This is a genomic window from Chryseobacterium ginsenosidimutans, assembly GCF_039536845.1.
GTDB classification, from domain to species: domain Bacteria; phylum Bacteroidota; class Bacteroidia; order Flavobacteriales; family Weeksellaceae; genus Chryseobacterium; species Chryseobacterium ginsenosidimutans_B.
Map to the genome: position 1 here is coordinate 132,916 of NZ_BAAAZJ010000008.1, position 15,252 is coordinate 148,167.

General features: G+C 36.0%; 24 protein-coding genes. 18 read left to right on the forward strand and 6 right to left on the reverse strand.

Features of this window, described 5'->3' with window-relative positions:
* Positions 1-20 precede the first annotated feature (20 nt).
* The 6 genes from ABD745_RS08910 to ABD745_RS08935 all read right to left on the reverse strand — a co-directional run bounded on the left by ABD745_RS08910 (position 21) and on the right by ABD745_RS08935 (position 6,240).
* The gene (locus ABD745_RS08910) at positions 21-998 is read right to left on the reverse strand and encodes a hypothetical protein (protein WP_344828256.1); all 978 of its coding nucleotides are present in this window, start codon (positions 996-998) and stop codon (positions 21-23) included.
* Positions 998-1,411, reverse strand: coding sequence for a hypothetical protein (locus ABD745_RS08915; RefSeq protein ID WP_344828259.1), 414 nt, complete (start codon positions 1,409-1,411; stop codon positions 998-1,000). The genes ABD745_RS08910 and ABD745_RS08915 overlap by 1 nt, the downstream gene beginning before the upstream one ends.
* 147 nt (positions 1,412-1,558) lie before the next feature.
* The gene (locus tag ABD745_RS08920; RefSeq protein ID WP_344828262.1) at positions 1,559-2,359 is read right to left on the reverse strand and encodes a hypothetical protein; all 801 of its coding nucleotides are present in this window, start codon (positions 2,357-2,359) and stop codon (positions 1,559-1,561) included.
* Between the two features lie 18 nt (positions 2,360-2,377).
* Complete coding sequence (locus ABD745_RS08925; protein ID WP_344828265.1) at positions 2,378-3,109, reverse strand: MIP/aquaporin family protein; 732 nt, start codon at positions 3,107-3,109, stop codon at positions 2,378-2,380.
* A gap of 25 nt (positions 3,110-3,134) precedes the next feature.
* Positions 3,135-4,631, reverse strand: coding sequence for a glycerol kinase GlpK (glpK, locus tag ABD745_RS08930; protein ID WP_344828268.1), 1,497 nt, complete (start codon positions 4,629-4,631; stop codon positions 3,135-3,137).
* A gap of 19 nt (positions 4,632-4,650) precedes the next feature.
* Positions 4,651-6,240, reverse strand: coding sequence for a glycerol-3-phosphate dehydrogenase/oxidase (locus ABD745_RS08935; protein WP_344828271.1), 1,590 nt, complete (start codon positions 6,238-6,240; stop codon positions 4,651-4,653).
* Between the two features lie 115 nt (positions 6,241-6,355).
* Here ABD745_RS08935 and ABD745_RS08940 point away from each other — a divergent pair, with 115 nt between their 5' ends.
* The 18 genes from ABD745_RS08940 (at position 6,356) to rplR (ending at position 15,232) form a co-directional block, all read left to right on the forward strand.
* Positions 6,356-7,120 carry a DeoR/GlpR family DNA-binding transcription regulator gene (locus ABD745_RS08940; protein ID WP_344828824.1) on the forward strand — a complete coding sequence of 255 codons (765 nt, stop codon included), beginning with the start codon at positions 6,356-6,358 and terminating at the stop codon, positions 7,118-7,120.
* Positions 7,121-7,372: 252 nt separating this feature from the next.
* The gene (gene rplC, locus ABD745_RS08945) at positions 7,373-7,996 is read left to right on the forward strand and encodes a 50S ribosomal protein L3 (RefSeq protein ID WP_047401272.1); all 624 of its coding nucleotides are present in this window, start codon (positions 7,373-7,375) and stop codon (positions 7,994-7,996) included.
* Positions 7,987-8,616 carry a 50S ribosomal protein L4 gene (rplD, locus tag ABD745_RS08950; protein ID WP_047401273.1) on the forward strand — a complete coding sequence of 210 codons (630 nt, stop codon included), beginning with the start codon at positions 7,987-7,989 and terminating at the stop codon, positions 8,614-8,616. Before rplC ends, rplD begins: the two co-directional genes overlap by 10 nt.
* 3 nt (positions 8,617-8,619) lie before the next feature.
* Positions 8,620-8,910 carry a 50S ribosomal protein L23 gene (gene rplW / locus ABD745_RS08955; protein WP_047401274.1) on the forward strand — a complete coding sequence of 97 codons (291 nt, stop codon included), beginning with the start codon at positions 8,620-8,622 and terminating at the stop codon, positions 8,908-8,910.
* Between the two features lie 22 nt (positions 8,911-8,932).
* Entirely contained in the window at positions 8,933-9,754 is an 822-nt protein-coding gene (gene rplB, locus ABD745_RS08960; protein WP_344828277.1) for a 50S ribosomal protein L2, read from the forward strand.
* Between the two features lie 2 nt (positions 9,755-9,756).
* Positions 9,757-10,035 (forward strand): 30S ribosomal protein S19, encoded by a 279-nt coding sequence (rpsS, locus tag ABD745_RS08965; protein WP_034678015.1) that lies wholly within the window; start codon positions 9,757-9,759, stop codon positions 10,033-10,035.
* Between the two features lie 2 nt (positions 10,036-10,037).
* On the forward strand, positions 10,038-10,436 hold the full coding sequence (gene rplV, locus ABD745_RS08970; protein WP_047401276.1) for a 50S ribosomal protein L22: 399 nt from the start codon (positions 10,038-10,040) through the stop codon (positions 10,434-10,436).
* Between the two features lie 7 nt (positions 10,437-10,443).
* Positions 10,444-11,205, forward strand: coding sequence for a 30S ribosomal protein S3 (gene rpsC / locus ABD745_RS08975; RefSeq protein ID WP_344828282.1), 762 nt, complete (start codon positions 10,444-10,446; stop codon positions 11,203-11,205).
* A gap of 97 nt (positions 11,206-11,302) precedes the next feature.
* Entirely contained in the window at positions 11,303-11,728 is a 426-nt protein-coding gene (gene rplP, locus ABD745_RS08980; protein WP_047401278.1) for a 50S ribosomal protein L16, read from the forward strand.
* A 12-nt stretch (positions 11,729-11,740) separates the two neighbouring features.
* Positions 11,741-11,929, forward strand: a complete 189-nt coding sequence (gene rpmC, locus ABD745_RS08985; protein WP_047401279.1) for a 50S ribosomal protein L29 — start codon at positions 11,741-11,743, stop codon at positions 11,927-11,929.
* 11 nt (positions 11,930-11,940) lie between these two features.
* Positions 11,941-12,198 carry a 30S ribosomal protein S17 gene (gene rpsQ / locus ABD745_RS08990; protein WP_052186088.1) on the forward strand — a complete coding sequence of 86 codons (258 nt, stop codon included), beginning with the start codon at positions 11,941-11,943 and terminating at the stop codon, positions 12,196-12,198.
* Entirely contained in the window at positions 12,198-12,566 is a 369-nt protein-coding gene (rplN, locus tag ABD745_RS08995) for a 50S ribosomal protein L14 (protein ID WP_034684837.1), read from the forward strand. Before rpsQ ends, rplN begins: the two co-directional genes overlap by 1 nt.
* 22 nt (positions 12,567-12,588) lie before the next feature.
* Complete coding sequence (gene rplX / locus ABD745_RS09000; RefSeq protein WP_034702866.1) at positions 12,589-12,915, forward strand: 50S ribosomal protein L24; 327 nt, start codon at positions 12,589-12,591, stop codon at positions 12,913-12,915.
* Positions 12,916-12,928: 13 nt separating this feature from the next.
* Positions 12,929-13,480, forward strand: coding sequence for a 50S ribosomal protein L5 (rplE, locus tag ABD745_RS09005; RefSeq protein WP_047401280.1), 552 nt, complete (start codon positions 12,929-12,931; stop codon positions 13,478-13,480).
* Between the two features lie 3 nt (positions 13,481-13,483).
* Entirely contained in the window at positions 13,484-13,753 is a 270-nt protein-coding gene (rpsN, locus tag ABD745_RS09010; RefSeq protein WP_027387207.1) for a 30S ribosomal protein S14, read from the forward strand.
* A 148-nt stretch (positions 13,754-13,901) separates the two neighbouring features.
* Entirely contained in the window at positions 13,902-14,300 is a 399-nt protein-coding gene (rpsH, locus tag ABD745_RS09015; RefSeq protein ID WP_062162720.1) for a 30S ribosomal protein S8, read from the forward strand.
* A 17-nt stretch (positions 14,301-14,317) separates the two neighbouring features.
* Positions 14,318-14,863 carry a 50S ribosomal protein L6 gene (rplF, locus tag ABD745_RS09020; protein WP_344828298.1) on the forward strand — a complete coding sequence of 182 codons (546 nt, stop codon included), beginning with the start codon at positions 14,318-14,320 and terminating at the stop codon, positions 14,861-14,863.
* A 15-nt stretch (positions 14,864-14,878) separates the two neighbouring features.
* Positions 14,879-15,232 (forward strand): 50S ribosomal protein L18, encoded by a 354-nt coding sequence (gene rplR / locus ABD745_RS09025; RefSeq protein ID WP_047401283.1) that lies wholly within the window; start codon positions 14,879-14,881, stop codon positions 15,230-15,232.
* The last annotated feature ends 20 nt before the right edge of the window (positions 15,233-15,252 follow it).

Sequence of the window (15,252 nt, forward strand, 5' to 3'; positions counted from 1 at the left end):
ATTTGGCTTCGATGAAATAATTACAGATCAAAGTTTTGGTTAGTAACAAATTTACTATCTAATTGATAATAAATGATATTGAAATGCGTTATTTTTTTCTCCAGAAAATCGACAACCTCATGAAGTTGTTCATCAGAAATTTCTTCAATCTTTATTCTGAAACCTTTATTCAGATAATTTCCAAAATAAAATCCGTCTTTCTGAATTTCAATTTCTGTATTCGATATTTTCTTAAAGTTGGGATTTTCCAAATCTTTTTTGGATAAAGCATTGATCAGTTTATGTTTCCCTAAATAATTGGTAACGATTCCCCAAGAATAAATCGGAAGCGCAACTTCAATTTTTTTAATCGGATATTCATTGATTTTCGATAAATAGCTTTTTAAAATATTCACATCCAGAATTGAATTCTTATCCGAGTTTTCCAAAGGTGAAGAAGTAGAATAGCACATTAAATATGTTTTTTCAACAGGCGGAATTCCTGTTTGGGCTTTATCTTTTACCTGATGAAGTCGAAGTGTGCAGGTGATTTCTTTTCCTGAGATCTTTTTTAATTCTTTTAAAAATGTAAAATAATCATCCTTCGTTCCTACCGTCCAGTCACAGTCGATCTGGATTTCATTGTTGGTCTTTAAATGATATTCTAAAGACTTTTTTTGAATTAAATCATTAATATTTTTCGCAAGAAAAATAATTTCTTCTTTGCTGATATAAAGAAAAGTGCGGTTGGTAATGAAAACAATTGGAACGATCTGTTTATCGGTTTCAAAACTTTTGTCTTTTGTAATAGTTCCGACAGGTTGAAATTTCCCGTCAATTTTATCTATGTCAAAAAATCGGGTGTATAAATAAGGAGTTGTCGCTTTATTCAAAACTCCTTTTTCGGTTTTGTCTAAAGTGAGTTTTGTTTTCCAGTAATAAAAAGTATACGGATGATTTTCCTTTTTCGAACATGAGAAAATGAAAACGAAGAGAAATAAAAATCTTAGAACTTTCATTATTGATACAATGCGCTTCCACATTCACAATTCAGTTCAACCATTTCGGAAACCGGACAGCAATCGTCTGATTTCTTAATTTTTCCTTTTTCGTCGGTAAGGTAGATTTTTTCTTTATCGAATTTTACGTAAAAAGTTTCATTATAGGTTTTAAAATGAACTTTCATCACTTTCGGATTGTATTTTCCGGCGTTGATTTCTTCTTTCGTTTCTGTTCCGTCTGCCTGATTGATTTGTACGAAACCAAAATGAACATCGCCGTTGCTTTTTGTTTCAAGATAATAAGCCGGAGTTCCCGATCCGCTTGCTCCATCTTCGATATTGAAATCTCGTTTCCCTATAAATGGAGCTTTCGATTGTGCAAATGACAAAATACTGATGCATAAAAGAAGTAAACTAAAAACCTTTTTCATATTATAAATTTTCTCAAAATTAAAAATATCCCAGCAAAAATTAAACCGTAAAATCACGGTGTTTCTTTTGCTAATGGTTTTTCTCAATTAATAAAACAAAACCATCCCGCAATCGGAATGGTTTGTAAAATACTAACAATTTTTAATTTAAAATACAGTTGCGGCAAGTTGTATTCGCGCAAACTTATTCGCAGGATTCCACATCGCCATCATGGAAACAGGTAACGTATAATGTTCCGTAATTTTGAGCGATTTGGTTGCTTTTACTCCAACATTTACGATATCAAAACTGTTCGTTCCGTTTCCGTACAGAAAGTTTTTATCATTTAAAGCAAAACCAGCTCCTACAAAAGCATTAAGGTTGACTTTTTTGTCTTTAATTACAGGATAACTTGCCTGAACATACGTTGAATATTTATTCTTTTTATAACTTCCGTCCGGTTCAAGAACAACTTCTCCTGCGTTTGCACCTCCATAAAGCATTATATCAGTTTCAATATTTAAAGGAAATGAAGGTCCGAAAGTATAATTGGTTCTTAAATCAATAATATGCGCAGTTTTTCTGTTTGAATAATTAAAAATATCATCCGAAGCAATTGCCGTATTAATGTTTCTTGAATTAAACAAATCCCACAAACCAATATACAAACGCCCGTTGGAATACTGAACGTAATAATTGATTTCCTTATAATGCGTTCCGTCTTTATCATCAGTCATGGAAGAGGCTCCCCAAATCCCGACTTTCCATTTTTTGTCTTTATCTAATGCATAAGAAAGATTTCCCATCACAACAGGTTTATCCGTGATAATCAATCCTCTCCAAAGGTGATTATTCTGAATGTTTGCAGTGAAATCCAGTCTGCTATCTTCCTTTTCTTCAGTATTTTCCTGAGCAAAAAGGTTCCCTGTGCCTAGTAAAACCAGGCATATATAAAAGAGTTTTTTCATTGTGTAAACTGTCTGTGGTTAACTTAAAGCGAGATGCAGTAAAGCTGCGAGTGCTGCTCCGATAATTGGTCCTGCAATGGGGATCCATGCGTAACCCCAGTCACTATTTCCTTTTACCGGAAGAATAGCGTGCATAATTCTTGGTCCCAAATCCCTTGCAGGATTGATGGCATAACCTGTCGTTCCTCCTAAGGACAAACCAATTGCCCAAACCAAAAGTGTCACAGGCAAAGCGCCAATAGTTCCTAAACCGATTTTTGCAGTCGGATCATTATTCAAAGCAACACTCGGGTCTGCAAAATGGAAAATCACAAAGACAAGAACGAAAGTTCCGATAATCTCACTGATTAAATTCGAAACCGGCTTTCTGATTGCCGGACCTGTACTGAAACAAGCCAGTTTTGCGCCTTCATCTTCTGTGATCGCAAAATGATCTTTATGAAATAGCCAAACCAGAAAAGCTCCCAACATGGCCCCGATCATTTCTCCTGCAATATAGGTTGGAACCAAATCCCATGAGAATTTTCCTGCAATTGCCAGTCCTAAAGTTACCGCCGGATTCAGATGTGCTCCGCTGATGGGTCCGGCAACGGTTACTCCAACGAAAACGGCTAAAGCCCAGGCTGTTGTAATCACGATCCATCCGGAATTATTTCCTTTGGTTCCTTTCAAAACAACGTTTGCCACCACGCCGTTTCCTAAAAGTATCATCAGCATAGTGCCTATTATTTCTGCTACAAATGGAGTCATAGTTTTAATTTGTTTTTAAATGTGATTAATCTTCGATCCAGTTTTGAGAACGCTGAACGGCTTTTTTCCATGTTTTAAGCATCTTTTCAACTTTCTCTTCTTCCATTTGAGGCTGGAAATGTTTGTCAACGATCCATTGAGATTGGATTTCATCAATATTTTTCCAGTACCCAACGGCAAGACCTGCAAGATAAGCTGCTCCTAAAGCTGTTGTTTCCAATGTTTTTGGTCTTGTAATTTTAGCCCCGAAAATATCTGACTGAATCTGCATTAAAATATCACTTGCAGAAGCTCCGCCGTCTACTCTTAATTCCGGACTTTTCTTACCTGAATCGGCTTCCATCGATTTTACAATGTCGTAAACCTGAAAAGCAATTCCTTCCAACGTAGCTCTTGCGATGTGTGCATTCGTAGTTCCACGGGTTATGCCTACAAGAGTTCCACGAGCGTACTGATCCCAGTAAGGCGCGCCCAAACCTGTCAATGCAGGAACAAAATAAACACCGCCATTATCTTCAACAGATTGAGCCAGCGTATTTACTTCTTCTGCCGAGTTAATTAATTTTAAACCGTCTCTCAACCATTGGATGGCTGCTCCGCCAACGAATACACTTCCTTCCAAAGCGTAATTAACTTCGCCATTGATTTTCCAGGCAACAGTCGTTAACAAATTATTTTTAGATGAAACGGCTTCTGTTCCTGTATTCATTAAAAGGAAACAGCCGGTTCCGTATGTGTTTTTTACCATTCCCGGAGTTGTACACATTTGCCCGAATAAGGCAGCCTGTTGATCTCCTGCAATTCCTGCAATAGGAATTTTTGTTGAAAATAGAGTAGTAGCAGTTTCCCCATAAATTTCACTGCTTTGTTTTACTTCCGGTAAAATGGCTCTTGGAATATTAAATAATTCTAATAAATCATTATCCCATTCTAATGTATGAATGTTTAAAAGCATTGTTCTGCTCGCATTCGAAACATCAGTGATAAACATTTTTCCGCGAGTTAATTTCCAGACAAGGAAAGTATCAACTGTTCCGAAACATAATTTTCCGGCTTCTGCTTTTTCTCTTGCCCCTTCTACTGTGTCTAAAATCCACTTTAGCTTTGTAGCAGAAAAATAAGCATCTAAAACAAGACCTGTCTTTTCTTTAATCATTTCGGCATGACCCTGTTCTTTTAATTCGTCGCAATATTTAGACGTTCTTCTGTCTTGCCAGACAATCGCATTGTAGACGGGTTCTCCGGTTTCTCTGTCCCAGACGACGGTAGTTTCACGTTGATTGGTGATTCCGATGGCGGCAACTTCTCTTCCTGAAATTCCTGCTTTGGCAATTACTTCTGCCGCTACAGAAACTTGAGAAGACCAGATTTCGTTGGGATCATGCTCTACCCAACCCGGGGTAGGATATATCTGTTCAAAACTTTTCTGAGAAACAAATTCTATTTCTCCGCTGTGATTGAATAAAATGGCTCTTGACGATGTTGTACCTTGGTCTAGAGCGAGAATTAATTGGTCACTCATCTTTGGGATTAAATTAAAGTTAGATGTTTCTTGGTGAATAAGGAGTCAGTAAATATCCTCTCGCCAATTCGATAAACTCGTTTTCCTGTTCGTTTGCCCATTCTGCAGAATGTCCGTTTTCTTTTGCAATGAGATAAGCGATTTTATGTGCACTGTCGATCGCTGCTCTTGCATCCAAAAATAAAAGACGGACTCTTCTTGCCAAAATATCTTCAATAGTCTGAGCCATTTCACTTCGGATTGCCCAAACTGCTTCTGCTATTGTAAATGGATGATCAGGATGTATTTTTTCTGAAAATTCAGGATTGTTCTGTTGTAGTTTTTTGATTTCAGGGATGTCTGAACCGTAAACATATAAATGATTGGTTCTGTCAACCGTTTCAGGTTTCATATTTCCATGAATCGAAAGATGTTCCGTTTTGGAAGTTGTAATTCCTAATTTGTGAACTTTTAATGCTTCATCGATCGTGTCTTCTGCCATTTTACGATAAGTTGTCCATTTTCCACCAATAATTGAAATCAATCCGGTTTCGGATGTGACTACTTTATGACTTCTCGAAACTTCTTTTGTACTTTTGCTTCCGTCTTTCGGGGCTGCTAGAGGTCGAAGTCCCGCAAAAACAGATTTTACATCTTCCCGCGTTGGTTTTTTAGATAAATACTGTCTTGCTGTATTTAAAATGAAATTAATTTCTTCTTCCAAAGCTCTCGGTTCGAAACTTTCGTTTTCCAATAAAGTATCAGTTGTTCCGACCAGAGCTCTGTCATGCCAGGGAACGACAAACAGCACTCTTCCGTCTGAAGTTTTAGGAATCATGATGGCGTCATCACTTTTTAAGAAAGATTTATCCAAAACCAAATGAATTCCCTGACTTGGAACAACGAATTTTCCGTGCTTCGGGTTATTCATATTTAATATGTCGTTAGTGAAAACCCCGGTGGCGTTGATAACCACTTTCGCTTTGATTTCGAATTGCTCTTTTGTAAACTGATCTTCTGCAACAACTCCTGTTATTTTATTGGAATCATTTTTAATTAAATTAATAACTTTAACATAATTAACGGCAGTACCTCCTTTTTCAATAATGGTTTGAGTTAAATTAATTGCCAGTCTTGCATCATCAAACTGTCCGTCCTGATAAACGACTCCGCTTGCCAAACCCTTTTGTTCAATAGTCGGAAGCTTTTCAACTGTTTTTGATTTACTGATGTATTTCGTTTTACCTAAACTTAATTTTCCTGCAAGGAAATCGTAAACCGAAAGTCCTATTTTATAATAAATTCCGCCCCACCAAGTATAATTCGGGATAATAAAAGACTGGTTTTTCACAACATGAGCTGCGTTTTTTGCCAGTAACCCTCTTTCTTTTAGAGCTTCTTTTACTAAACCGATATCTCCCTGTGCTAAATATCTTACTCCTCCGTGTACCAATTTTGTACTTCTGCTGGAAGTTGCTTTCGCAAAATCGTGTGATTCCAACAGTAACGTTTTAAATCCTCTGCTTGTAGCGTCTAATGCCGAACCTAAACCACTCGCTCCTCCACCGATGATTAGGAAGTCCCATTCTTTTACGGTAGTTAATTTGCTGAGTTCTTCGTTTCGTTTCATAATATTTCGTTATGTTTCGTTTTCAAATGTATAAATTAAAAACGAAACTAAAAAGAAAATAAGTGAAATTTTTCGAATCAAAATAAAATTGGTATTTTTGATGAAACGAAACGAAATGGAAAAATTACTGCCGAGACATAATGACATATTGAAGGAACTGGATGAAAAAGATCATGTGCTTGTTCAGGATTTGTGCGAAAAATTTAATGTTTCGTCGGTTACGATTCGAAAAGACCTGAATTATCTCGAAAGTTTAGGATTGCTTTTTCGAAATCATGGCGGTGCAAGTAAACATGTAAGATATGCGTACGAAAAAAATGTAGATGAAAAGGAAAGTATCAATGTAGAGGCAAAACAAAATATTGCAAGAGCTGCATTGTCTTTGATTCAGGAGAATGACTGTATTATTCTGGCTTCAGGAACGACAATGCATTATCTGGCAAGAATGCTGGTGAATTTCGGACCATTGACGGTTTTAACTTCTTCTTTACGTGTTGCCATCGAACTTTGTAATAATCCTAATATTAATATTATACAATTGGGTGGCGAAGTAAGAAAAAGTTCTACTTCTATTGTGGGCTCTATTTCTGAGACTATTCTAAAACAATTCTCCTGTAATAAATTATTTCTTGGTGTTGACGGAATCGATATGGATTTCGGAATCAGTACTTCCAATGCTGCAGAAGCTCATCTTAATCAATTAATGATCGAGTGTTCCGACAAGGTTGTCATCCTTGCAGATTCTTCCAAACTGAATGTAAAAGGCTTCGGTAAGATCGCTTCTCTGGATAAAATTGATTATCTGATCACAGATAATGAGATTTTAGAGGAAGATAAAAATAATCTCGAAGAAATTGGAGTGAGTGTGATTATTAAATAAAAATCACACTCATTTTTAAATTTTCTGTAAATCAAAAATATTTTAGTGAAAATTTCGCCCGAATTTTTCCGAATTTACCTAAATGATTAAAAATCAAAATATTTTGTATTAAATATTTGTCAGTTATAAAATTATTCATACATTTGCACACTCATTTTAGGGGCGTAGTATGCCTATATCAAAAGTAGAAATTACTTCAGACCTCCGAAAAATGACGAAAAATAAAGGATAAATTTTATTATAATATAAACAATGTCAGGTATTATTGGTAAAAAAATCGGTATGACGTCTTTGTTTAACGAAGAAGGAAAAAACATTCCTTGTACAGTTATTCAGGCAGGTCCGTGCTCGATTTTACAGGTCAGAACCTTAGAAAAAGACGGCTATACAGCTGTGCAATTAGGTTTCGATGACAAGAGTGAAAAGAACGTAGGTAAAGCGTTAGCTGGTCATTTCAAAAAGGCTGGTTCTGCTCCTAAAGCGAAATTAGTAGAATTCCACGAAGGATTCTCTGGTGTAAACGTAGGAGAAGAAGTAAAAGTTGATTTATTTGCTGAAGGTGAATATGTTGACGTAACAGGTACTTCTAAAGGTAAAGGCTTCCAGGGTGTTGTTAAAAGACACGGATTTGGAGGTGTAATGCAGGCAACTCATGGTCAGCACAACAGACTTAGAGCTCCAGGTTCTATCGGTGCTGGTTCAGACCCTTCAAGAGTATTCAAAGGGATGAGAATGGCTGGAAGAATGGGAGGTAAGCAGGTAACTGTTCAGAACCTTCAAGTATTAAAAGTGGATCAAGAACAAAATCTTTTAGTAGTAAAAGGTGCTGTTCCGGGAGCTAAAAATTCTTATGTAATTATCAGAAAATGGAACTAGTAGTATTAAATACATCAGGAAAAGAGACCGGAAGAAAAGTAACTCTAGACGAAACAGTATTCGGAATTGAGCCAAATCAGCACGCGGTTTACTTAGAAGTTAAGCAGTACCTTGCAGCACAGAGACAAGGAACTCATAAATCAAAAGAAAGAAGCGAAATTACAGCTTCTACTAAAAAACTTAAGAAGCAAAAAGGATCTGGATCTGCTAGATATGGTGATATTAAATCTCCAACTTTCAGAGGTGGAGGTAGAGTATTCGGACCAAAACCAAGAGACTACAGATTCAAATTGAACAAAGCTCTTAAGAGATTAGCTAAAAAATCTGTTTTATCTCAGAAAATGAGAGACAACAGCATCAGAGTTTTAGAAGATGTGAGCTTAAATGCTCCTAAGACTAAAGATTTCATTACTTTATTGGATGCATTAGTATTGAACGGTAAAAAATCTTTATTCATTCTTCCTGAAGCTAACAAGAATGTGTATTTATCTTCAAGAAACTTACCTAAAACTAAAGTAATGAACTTCAACGAAGTAAGTTCTTACGACTTAGTAAATGCAGGTGAAATTGTATTCTTCGAAGGTGCAGTTGAAAAATTCCAGGAAAATTTAAAGAAATAAGTCATGTCAGTTATTATTAAACCAGTTATCTCAGAAAAGGCTAATTACCTTACAGATTTAAGAGGTTCTTATTCTTTCTTAGTAAACCCTAAGGCGAATAAAATCCAGATTAAAAAGGCTGTAGAAGCAGCTTATGGTGTAAAAGTAGCAGACGTTAATACAATGATTTATGCTCCGAAGGTTTCTTCGAAATACACTAAAAAAGGTCTTCAAGTAGGAAAGACAAACAAATTGAAAAAAGCGGTAATTAAACTTGTTGAAGGTGATGTTATCGATATTTTTGCTGTAAATTAATTATTAATTATAAATAATAGTAATGTCTGTTAGAAAATTAAAACCTATCACCCCAGGACAGAGATTCAGAGTTGTAAACAACTTTGAGGAAATTACTACCAACAAACCAGAGAAATCTCTTACAGTTGGTATTAGTAAGTCAGGTGGACGTAACCAAACTGGTAAAATGACCATGCGTTACACCGGAGGTGGACACAAAAAGAAATACAGAATTATTGACTTCAAAAGAAACAAAGCAAACGTTGAAGCAACTGTAAAATCTGTAGAATACGATCCAAACAGAACTGCATTTATCGCTTTATTAGAGTACGCAGACGGAGAGAAGAGATATATCATCGCTCCAAACGGTATCAAAGTAGATCAAAAAGTAGTTTCAGGTGAAAACGTAGAACCTAATGTAGGTAACGCAATGAAATTGAAAAATATTCCATTGGGTACTGTTATCTCTTGTGTTGAAATGAAGCCTGGTCAAGGTGCTATTTTAGCAAGAAGTGCTGGTTCTTCAGCTCAACTTACTTCAAGAGACGGAAAATACGCAATCATCAAATTGCCTTCAGGAGAATCTAGAATGATCCTTACTGAATGTATGGCAATGATCGGTTCAGTTTCTAACTCAGATCACCAATTAACTGTATCAGGTAAGGCTGGTAGAAGCAGATGGTTAGGTAGAAGACCAAGAACAAGACCAGTAGTAATGAACCCTGTAGATCACCCAATGGGAGGTGGTGAAGGACGTTCTTCTGGAGGTCACCCAAGATCTAGAAACGGTATGCCTGCTAAAGGATACAAAACTAGAAAGAAAAACAAAGTGTCTAACCGTTACATCGTATCTAAAAGAAAATAATTATGGCAAGATCACTTAAAAAAGGACCATTCATTCATCATACTTTAGATAAGAAGGTTCAGGCAAATATAGAGGCTAATAAGAAAACTGTTATCAAAACTTGGTCTAGAGCATCGATGATCTCTCCGGACTTCGTAGGACAAACTATTGCTGTACACAACGGAAAATCTTTTATTCCTGTTTACGTTACAGAAAACATGGTAGGTCACAAGTTAGGCGAATTTTCTCCAACAAGATCTTTCAGAGGTCATGGTGGTAACAAAAACAAAGGAAGCAGATAATCATGGGATCAAGAAAAAGAGAAAGTGCATTAGCACGTAAATTAACAAATCAAGATGTAGTAAAAGCATTACATAATGATTGCCCGTCTTCTCCGAGAAAAATGAGATTAGTAGCTGATATCATCAGAGGAGTAGAAGTAGACAAAGCTTTATACATTCTAAAATATTCTAAGAAAGACGCATCTAACAAGTTAGAAAAAGTCTTACTTTCAGCAATGGCCAACTGGCAGGCAAAAAACGAAGGTGCTGACATCGAAGAAGCAAACCTTATCGTTAAAGAAATTTTTGTAGACAGTGCAAGACAATTGAAGAGACTGAGACCAGCTCCACAAGGTAGAGGGTACAGAATCAGAAAAAGATCGAACCACATTACATTAATCTTAGGTAAAAAAGAAAATTAATCAAGGTATGGGACAGAAGACAAATCCAATTGGTAATAGATTAGGTATCATCAGAGGATGGGATTCTAACTGGTTTGGTGGAAACGATTATGGAGACAGAATCGCTGAAGACTACAAAATCAGAAGATACCTTGAGGCTAGATTATCTAAAGGTGGAATTTCAAGAATTTATATTGAAAGAACATTAAAATTAGTTACAGTTACAATTACTACTGCTAGACCGGGACTTATCATCGGTAAAGGAGGTCAGGAAGTTGATAAATTGAAAGAAGAATTGAAGAAACTTACTAAAAAGGATATTCAAATCAATATTTTCGAAATCAAAAGACCTGAGCTTGATGCAGTACTAGTTGCTGACAGCATTGCTAAGCAAATCGAAAATAGAATCTCTTACAGAAGAGCTGTTAAGATGGCTATCGCTGGTACAATGAGAATGGGTGCAGAAGGTATCAAAGTTCAGATCTCTGGTAGATTGAACGGTGCTGAAATGGCAAGATCAGAATCTTTCAAAGACGGAAGAATTCCTTTGTCTACTTTCAGAGCTGATATCGATTATCACATTGGTGAGGCATTAACTCAGTACGGAAAGCTAGGTGTTAAAGTTTGGATCATGAAAGGTGAAGTTTACGGTAAAAGAGAACTTTCTCCTCTAGTGGGACAACAGAAAAAAGGAGGTCCTTCTGGTGATAGAAATAACAACAGAGGAGGAGACAGAGACAACAGAAGACCTAGAAAGAACAATAACAACAATAATAACAATAATAATTAAAAATTTTAGATAGAAATTTTGAATTTTAAATTACCGTTACTTTTTTAAAATAAAAAAAATCTAAAATCTAAAATCTAAAATCTAAAATTTAGAAATTATGTTACAACCAAAAAGAACCAAGTTCCGTAGAGTTCATAAGATGAAGATGAAGGGGAGTGCCCAAAGAGGTAGTCAACTTGCTTATGGAACTTTCGGAATCAAGGCGACAGAAGGTGCTTGGATCACTGCAAGACAAATTGAAGCTGCTCGTATTGCTGCGACAAGATATATGAAGAGAGAAGGTCAACTATGGATCAAAATCTTCCCGGATAAGCCAATTACTAAAAAACCAGCAGAAGTGCGTATGGGTAAAGGTAAAGGTGCTGTGGAATATTGGGTAGCTGTAGTGAAACCTGGTAAAATTATGTTCGAAGTTGGAGGTGTACCTTACGATATCGCTAAGGAAGCTCTTAGACTTGCTGCACAAAAATTACCAATCGTTACGAAATTTATAGTTGCTAACGACTTTGTTAAACCTCTTTAATCTTTGAATACAATGAAAAAAGCTGATATTAAAAATTTAAGCGCAGAGGAAGTTCAGGCTCAATTAGCTGATGCAAAAGTTCAATTTTCAAAAATGAAATTGGCTCACAAAATCAGCCCGCTTGAAAACCCGATCCAAATCAGAGATTTGAGAAAGACAATCGCAAGACTAAATACTGAGTTAACTAACAAACAACAATAAGATTTTCATACATTATGGAAAGAAACTTAAGAAAAGAAAGAATCGGAATAGTTTCCAGCAATAAAATGGAAAAGACCATTGTTGTAAGTGAGACGACGAGAGTAAAGCACCCGATGTACGGTAAATTCGTATTAAAAACGAAAAAATATACTGCACACGACGAGAACAACGAATGCACAGAAGGAGATACAGTTCTTATCCAAGAAACTAGACCTATGAGCAAGAGCAAGAGATGGAGATTAGTAAGAATCATTGAAAAAGCTAAGTAATGTTACAAACAGAATCAAGATTAAAAGTTGCTGATAACACTGGTGCGAAAGAAGTACTAGTAATCAGAGTTCTGGGTGGTACCAGAAGAAGATATGCTTCAGTTGGTGATAAAATCGTAGTTACTATTAAAGATTCTACACCATCAGGAAACGCAAAGAAAGGTCAAGTATCTAAAGCGGTTGTAGTAAGAACAAAAAAAGCAGTGAGAAGAAAAGATGGTTCATACATCAAGTTCGAAGACAATGCTTGTGTATTGCTAAACGCTGGTGGAGAAATGAGAGGGACACGTGTTTTCGGACCTGTTGCTCGTGAGTTGAGAGACAAAGAATATATGAAAATCATTTCATTGGCTCCTGAAGTACTTTAATTTTTAAAATTTTTAAAAGAAAATGTCAAAGTTAAAAATAAAAAGAGGAGATAACGTAATCATTACTACTGGAAAGAAAGATATCAAAGGTAAAACTGGTGAAGTTATTGAAGTGATCAAAAAAGAAGGAAAAGACCCTAGAGTAATCGTTGCAGGACTTAACATCGTTAAAAAGCACGTTAAGCCTTCAGCTTCAAATCCTCAAGGAGGAATTACTGAAAAGGAAGCTTCTATTCATATCTCTAATGTAGCTTTAGTTGGTAAAGACGGAAAAGCTATCAAAATCGGTTACAAAATCGACGGAGATAAGAAAGTAAGAATCGACAAAAAAACGGGTGAAACTTTATAATTTTAAATAACAAATGGAATATATAGCAAGACCCAAAAAAGCATATAAAGAAACGATTGTTCCTGCAATGATGGAAGAATTCGGGTACAAATCAGTAATGCAAGTACCTAAATTGGAAAAAATCATCCTTTCTCAAGGGTTAGGTGATGCTACTGCAGACAAAAAAATCATTGATTATGCTGTTGAAGAATTAACGAACATCACTGGTCAGAAGGCTGTAGGTACTATCTCTAAGAAAGACGAAGCTGCTTTCAAATTAAGAAAAGGTATGCCTGTAGGTGCTAAAGTTACCCTAAGAGCTGATAAAATGTATGAGTTCCTAGATAGACTTACTGCTTCTGCTTTACCACGTATTAGAGATTTTTCTGGTATTAAAGCTGATGGTTTCGACGGTAGAGGTAATTATAACTTAGGTATTACTGAGCAAATTATCTTCCCTGAAATCGCAATCGACAAAGTGAAAAAAATCCAAGGGATGGACATCACTTTCGTAACATCTGCGAAAACAGATAAAGAAGCTAAAGCATTATTAACTCACTTCGGTTTACCTTTCAAAAAGAACTAAGAGATGGCTAAAGAATCAATGAAAGCGCGTGAGCGCAAAAGAGAAGCACTAGTTGCTAAATACGCTGACAAAAGAAAAGCTTTAAAAGAAGCAGGTGATTATGAAGGACTTCAAAAATTACCTAAAAATGCTTCTCCTGTAAGATTACACAACAGATGTAAACTAACAGGTAGACCAAGAGGATACATGAGAACGTTTGGTATTTCCAGAGTAACTTTCAGAGAAATGGCAAACAACGGTCTTATCCCGGGTGTTAAAAAAGCTAGTTGGTAATTAATTACTAATTAAAAAATCGGGACAATTAAGTTGTTCAGATACTAAAGATAAAAATATCAGACCGAAGTTTTCTGAAGTCTGATATTTTATTCTTCAAGTCTTTGCAATACTGATTGTTCTTTAACCAATAATTTATAAAAGAAAAATGGTAACAGATCCAATTTCAGATTTCCTAACAAGAGTAAGGAACGCACAAAGCGCAGGCCACAAAGTGGTGGAAATTCCTGCATCGAAAATCAAAAAGGAGATTACTAAGATCTTATTTGATCAGGGGTATATCTTAAACTACAAGTTTGAAGATAGCGCTGTTCAAGGTACGATCAAAATCGCTTTAAAGTACGACAAACAAACTAGCAAACCAGCTATCAAGTCTATTCAAAGAGCTTCTAGACCAGGTTTGAGACAGTACAAAGGTTCTACTGAACTTCCAAGAGTACTAAACGGTTTGGGTATTTCTATCATCTCTACTTCTAAAGGAGTAATGACTGACAAGAAAGCTAGAGAAGAAAAAGTAGGCGGTGAAGTAATCTGCTATGTTTATTAATTTTTAATCAAAGGAAAATGTCAAGAATTGGTAAAGCAATTATAACAGTTCCCGCTGGAATTACTATCACTGAGAAAGAAGGTGTAGTAACAGTGAAAGGTCCTAAAGGAGAACTTTCTCAGGAACTTACAGCAGGAATTACTTTAGAACAAAAAGATGGTGAACTTAATGTTAACAGACCATCTGATTCTAAGCAACACAAAGCGCTTCACGGTTTATACAGAGCGTTGATCGCCAACATGATCGTTGGTGTATCTGATGGTTTCGAAAAGAAACTGGAATTAGTAGGGGTAGGATACAGAGCTTCTCACTCAGGTCAAAAACTTGAGTTAGCTTTAGGATTCTCTCACGGTATCGTATTAGAACTTCCTGGTGAAGTAAAAGTTGATACATTGACTGAAAAAGGTAAAAATCCAATTATTACTTTAACGTCTTACGATAAGCAACTTCTTGGAATGGTAGCGGCGAAAATCCGTTCATTCAGAAAGCCTGAGCCGTACAAAGGAAAAGGTGTAAGATTCGTTGGTGAAAATGTTAGACGTAAAGCTGGTAAATCTGCTTAATAAATTATAAGAATTATGGCATTAAGTAAATTAGAAAAAAGAATAAGAATCAAAAGAAGAGTAAGAGGAAAAATCTCTGGATCTTCTGAATTGCCAAGATTATCTGTATATAAGAGTAATAAGGAAATTTACGCTCAGTTAATCGACGATAACAGTGGAAAAACTTTAGCTTCTGCTTCTTCTAGAGAGAAGGGTGTTGATGCTAACGGAACTAAAACTGAAATTTCTGCTGCGGTAGGTAAAGCTATTGCTGCTAAAGCTCAAGCTGCAGGAATCGAAAATATAGTGTTTGATAGAAACGGATTCGTATATCATGGAAGAGTGAAAGCTCTAGCTGATGGTGCGAGAGAAGGAGGACTTAAATTCTAATCATAAAAATTTCGGAACAT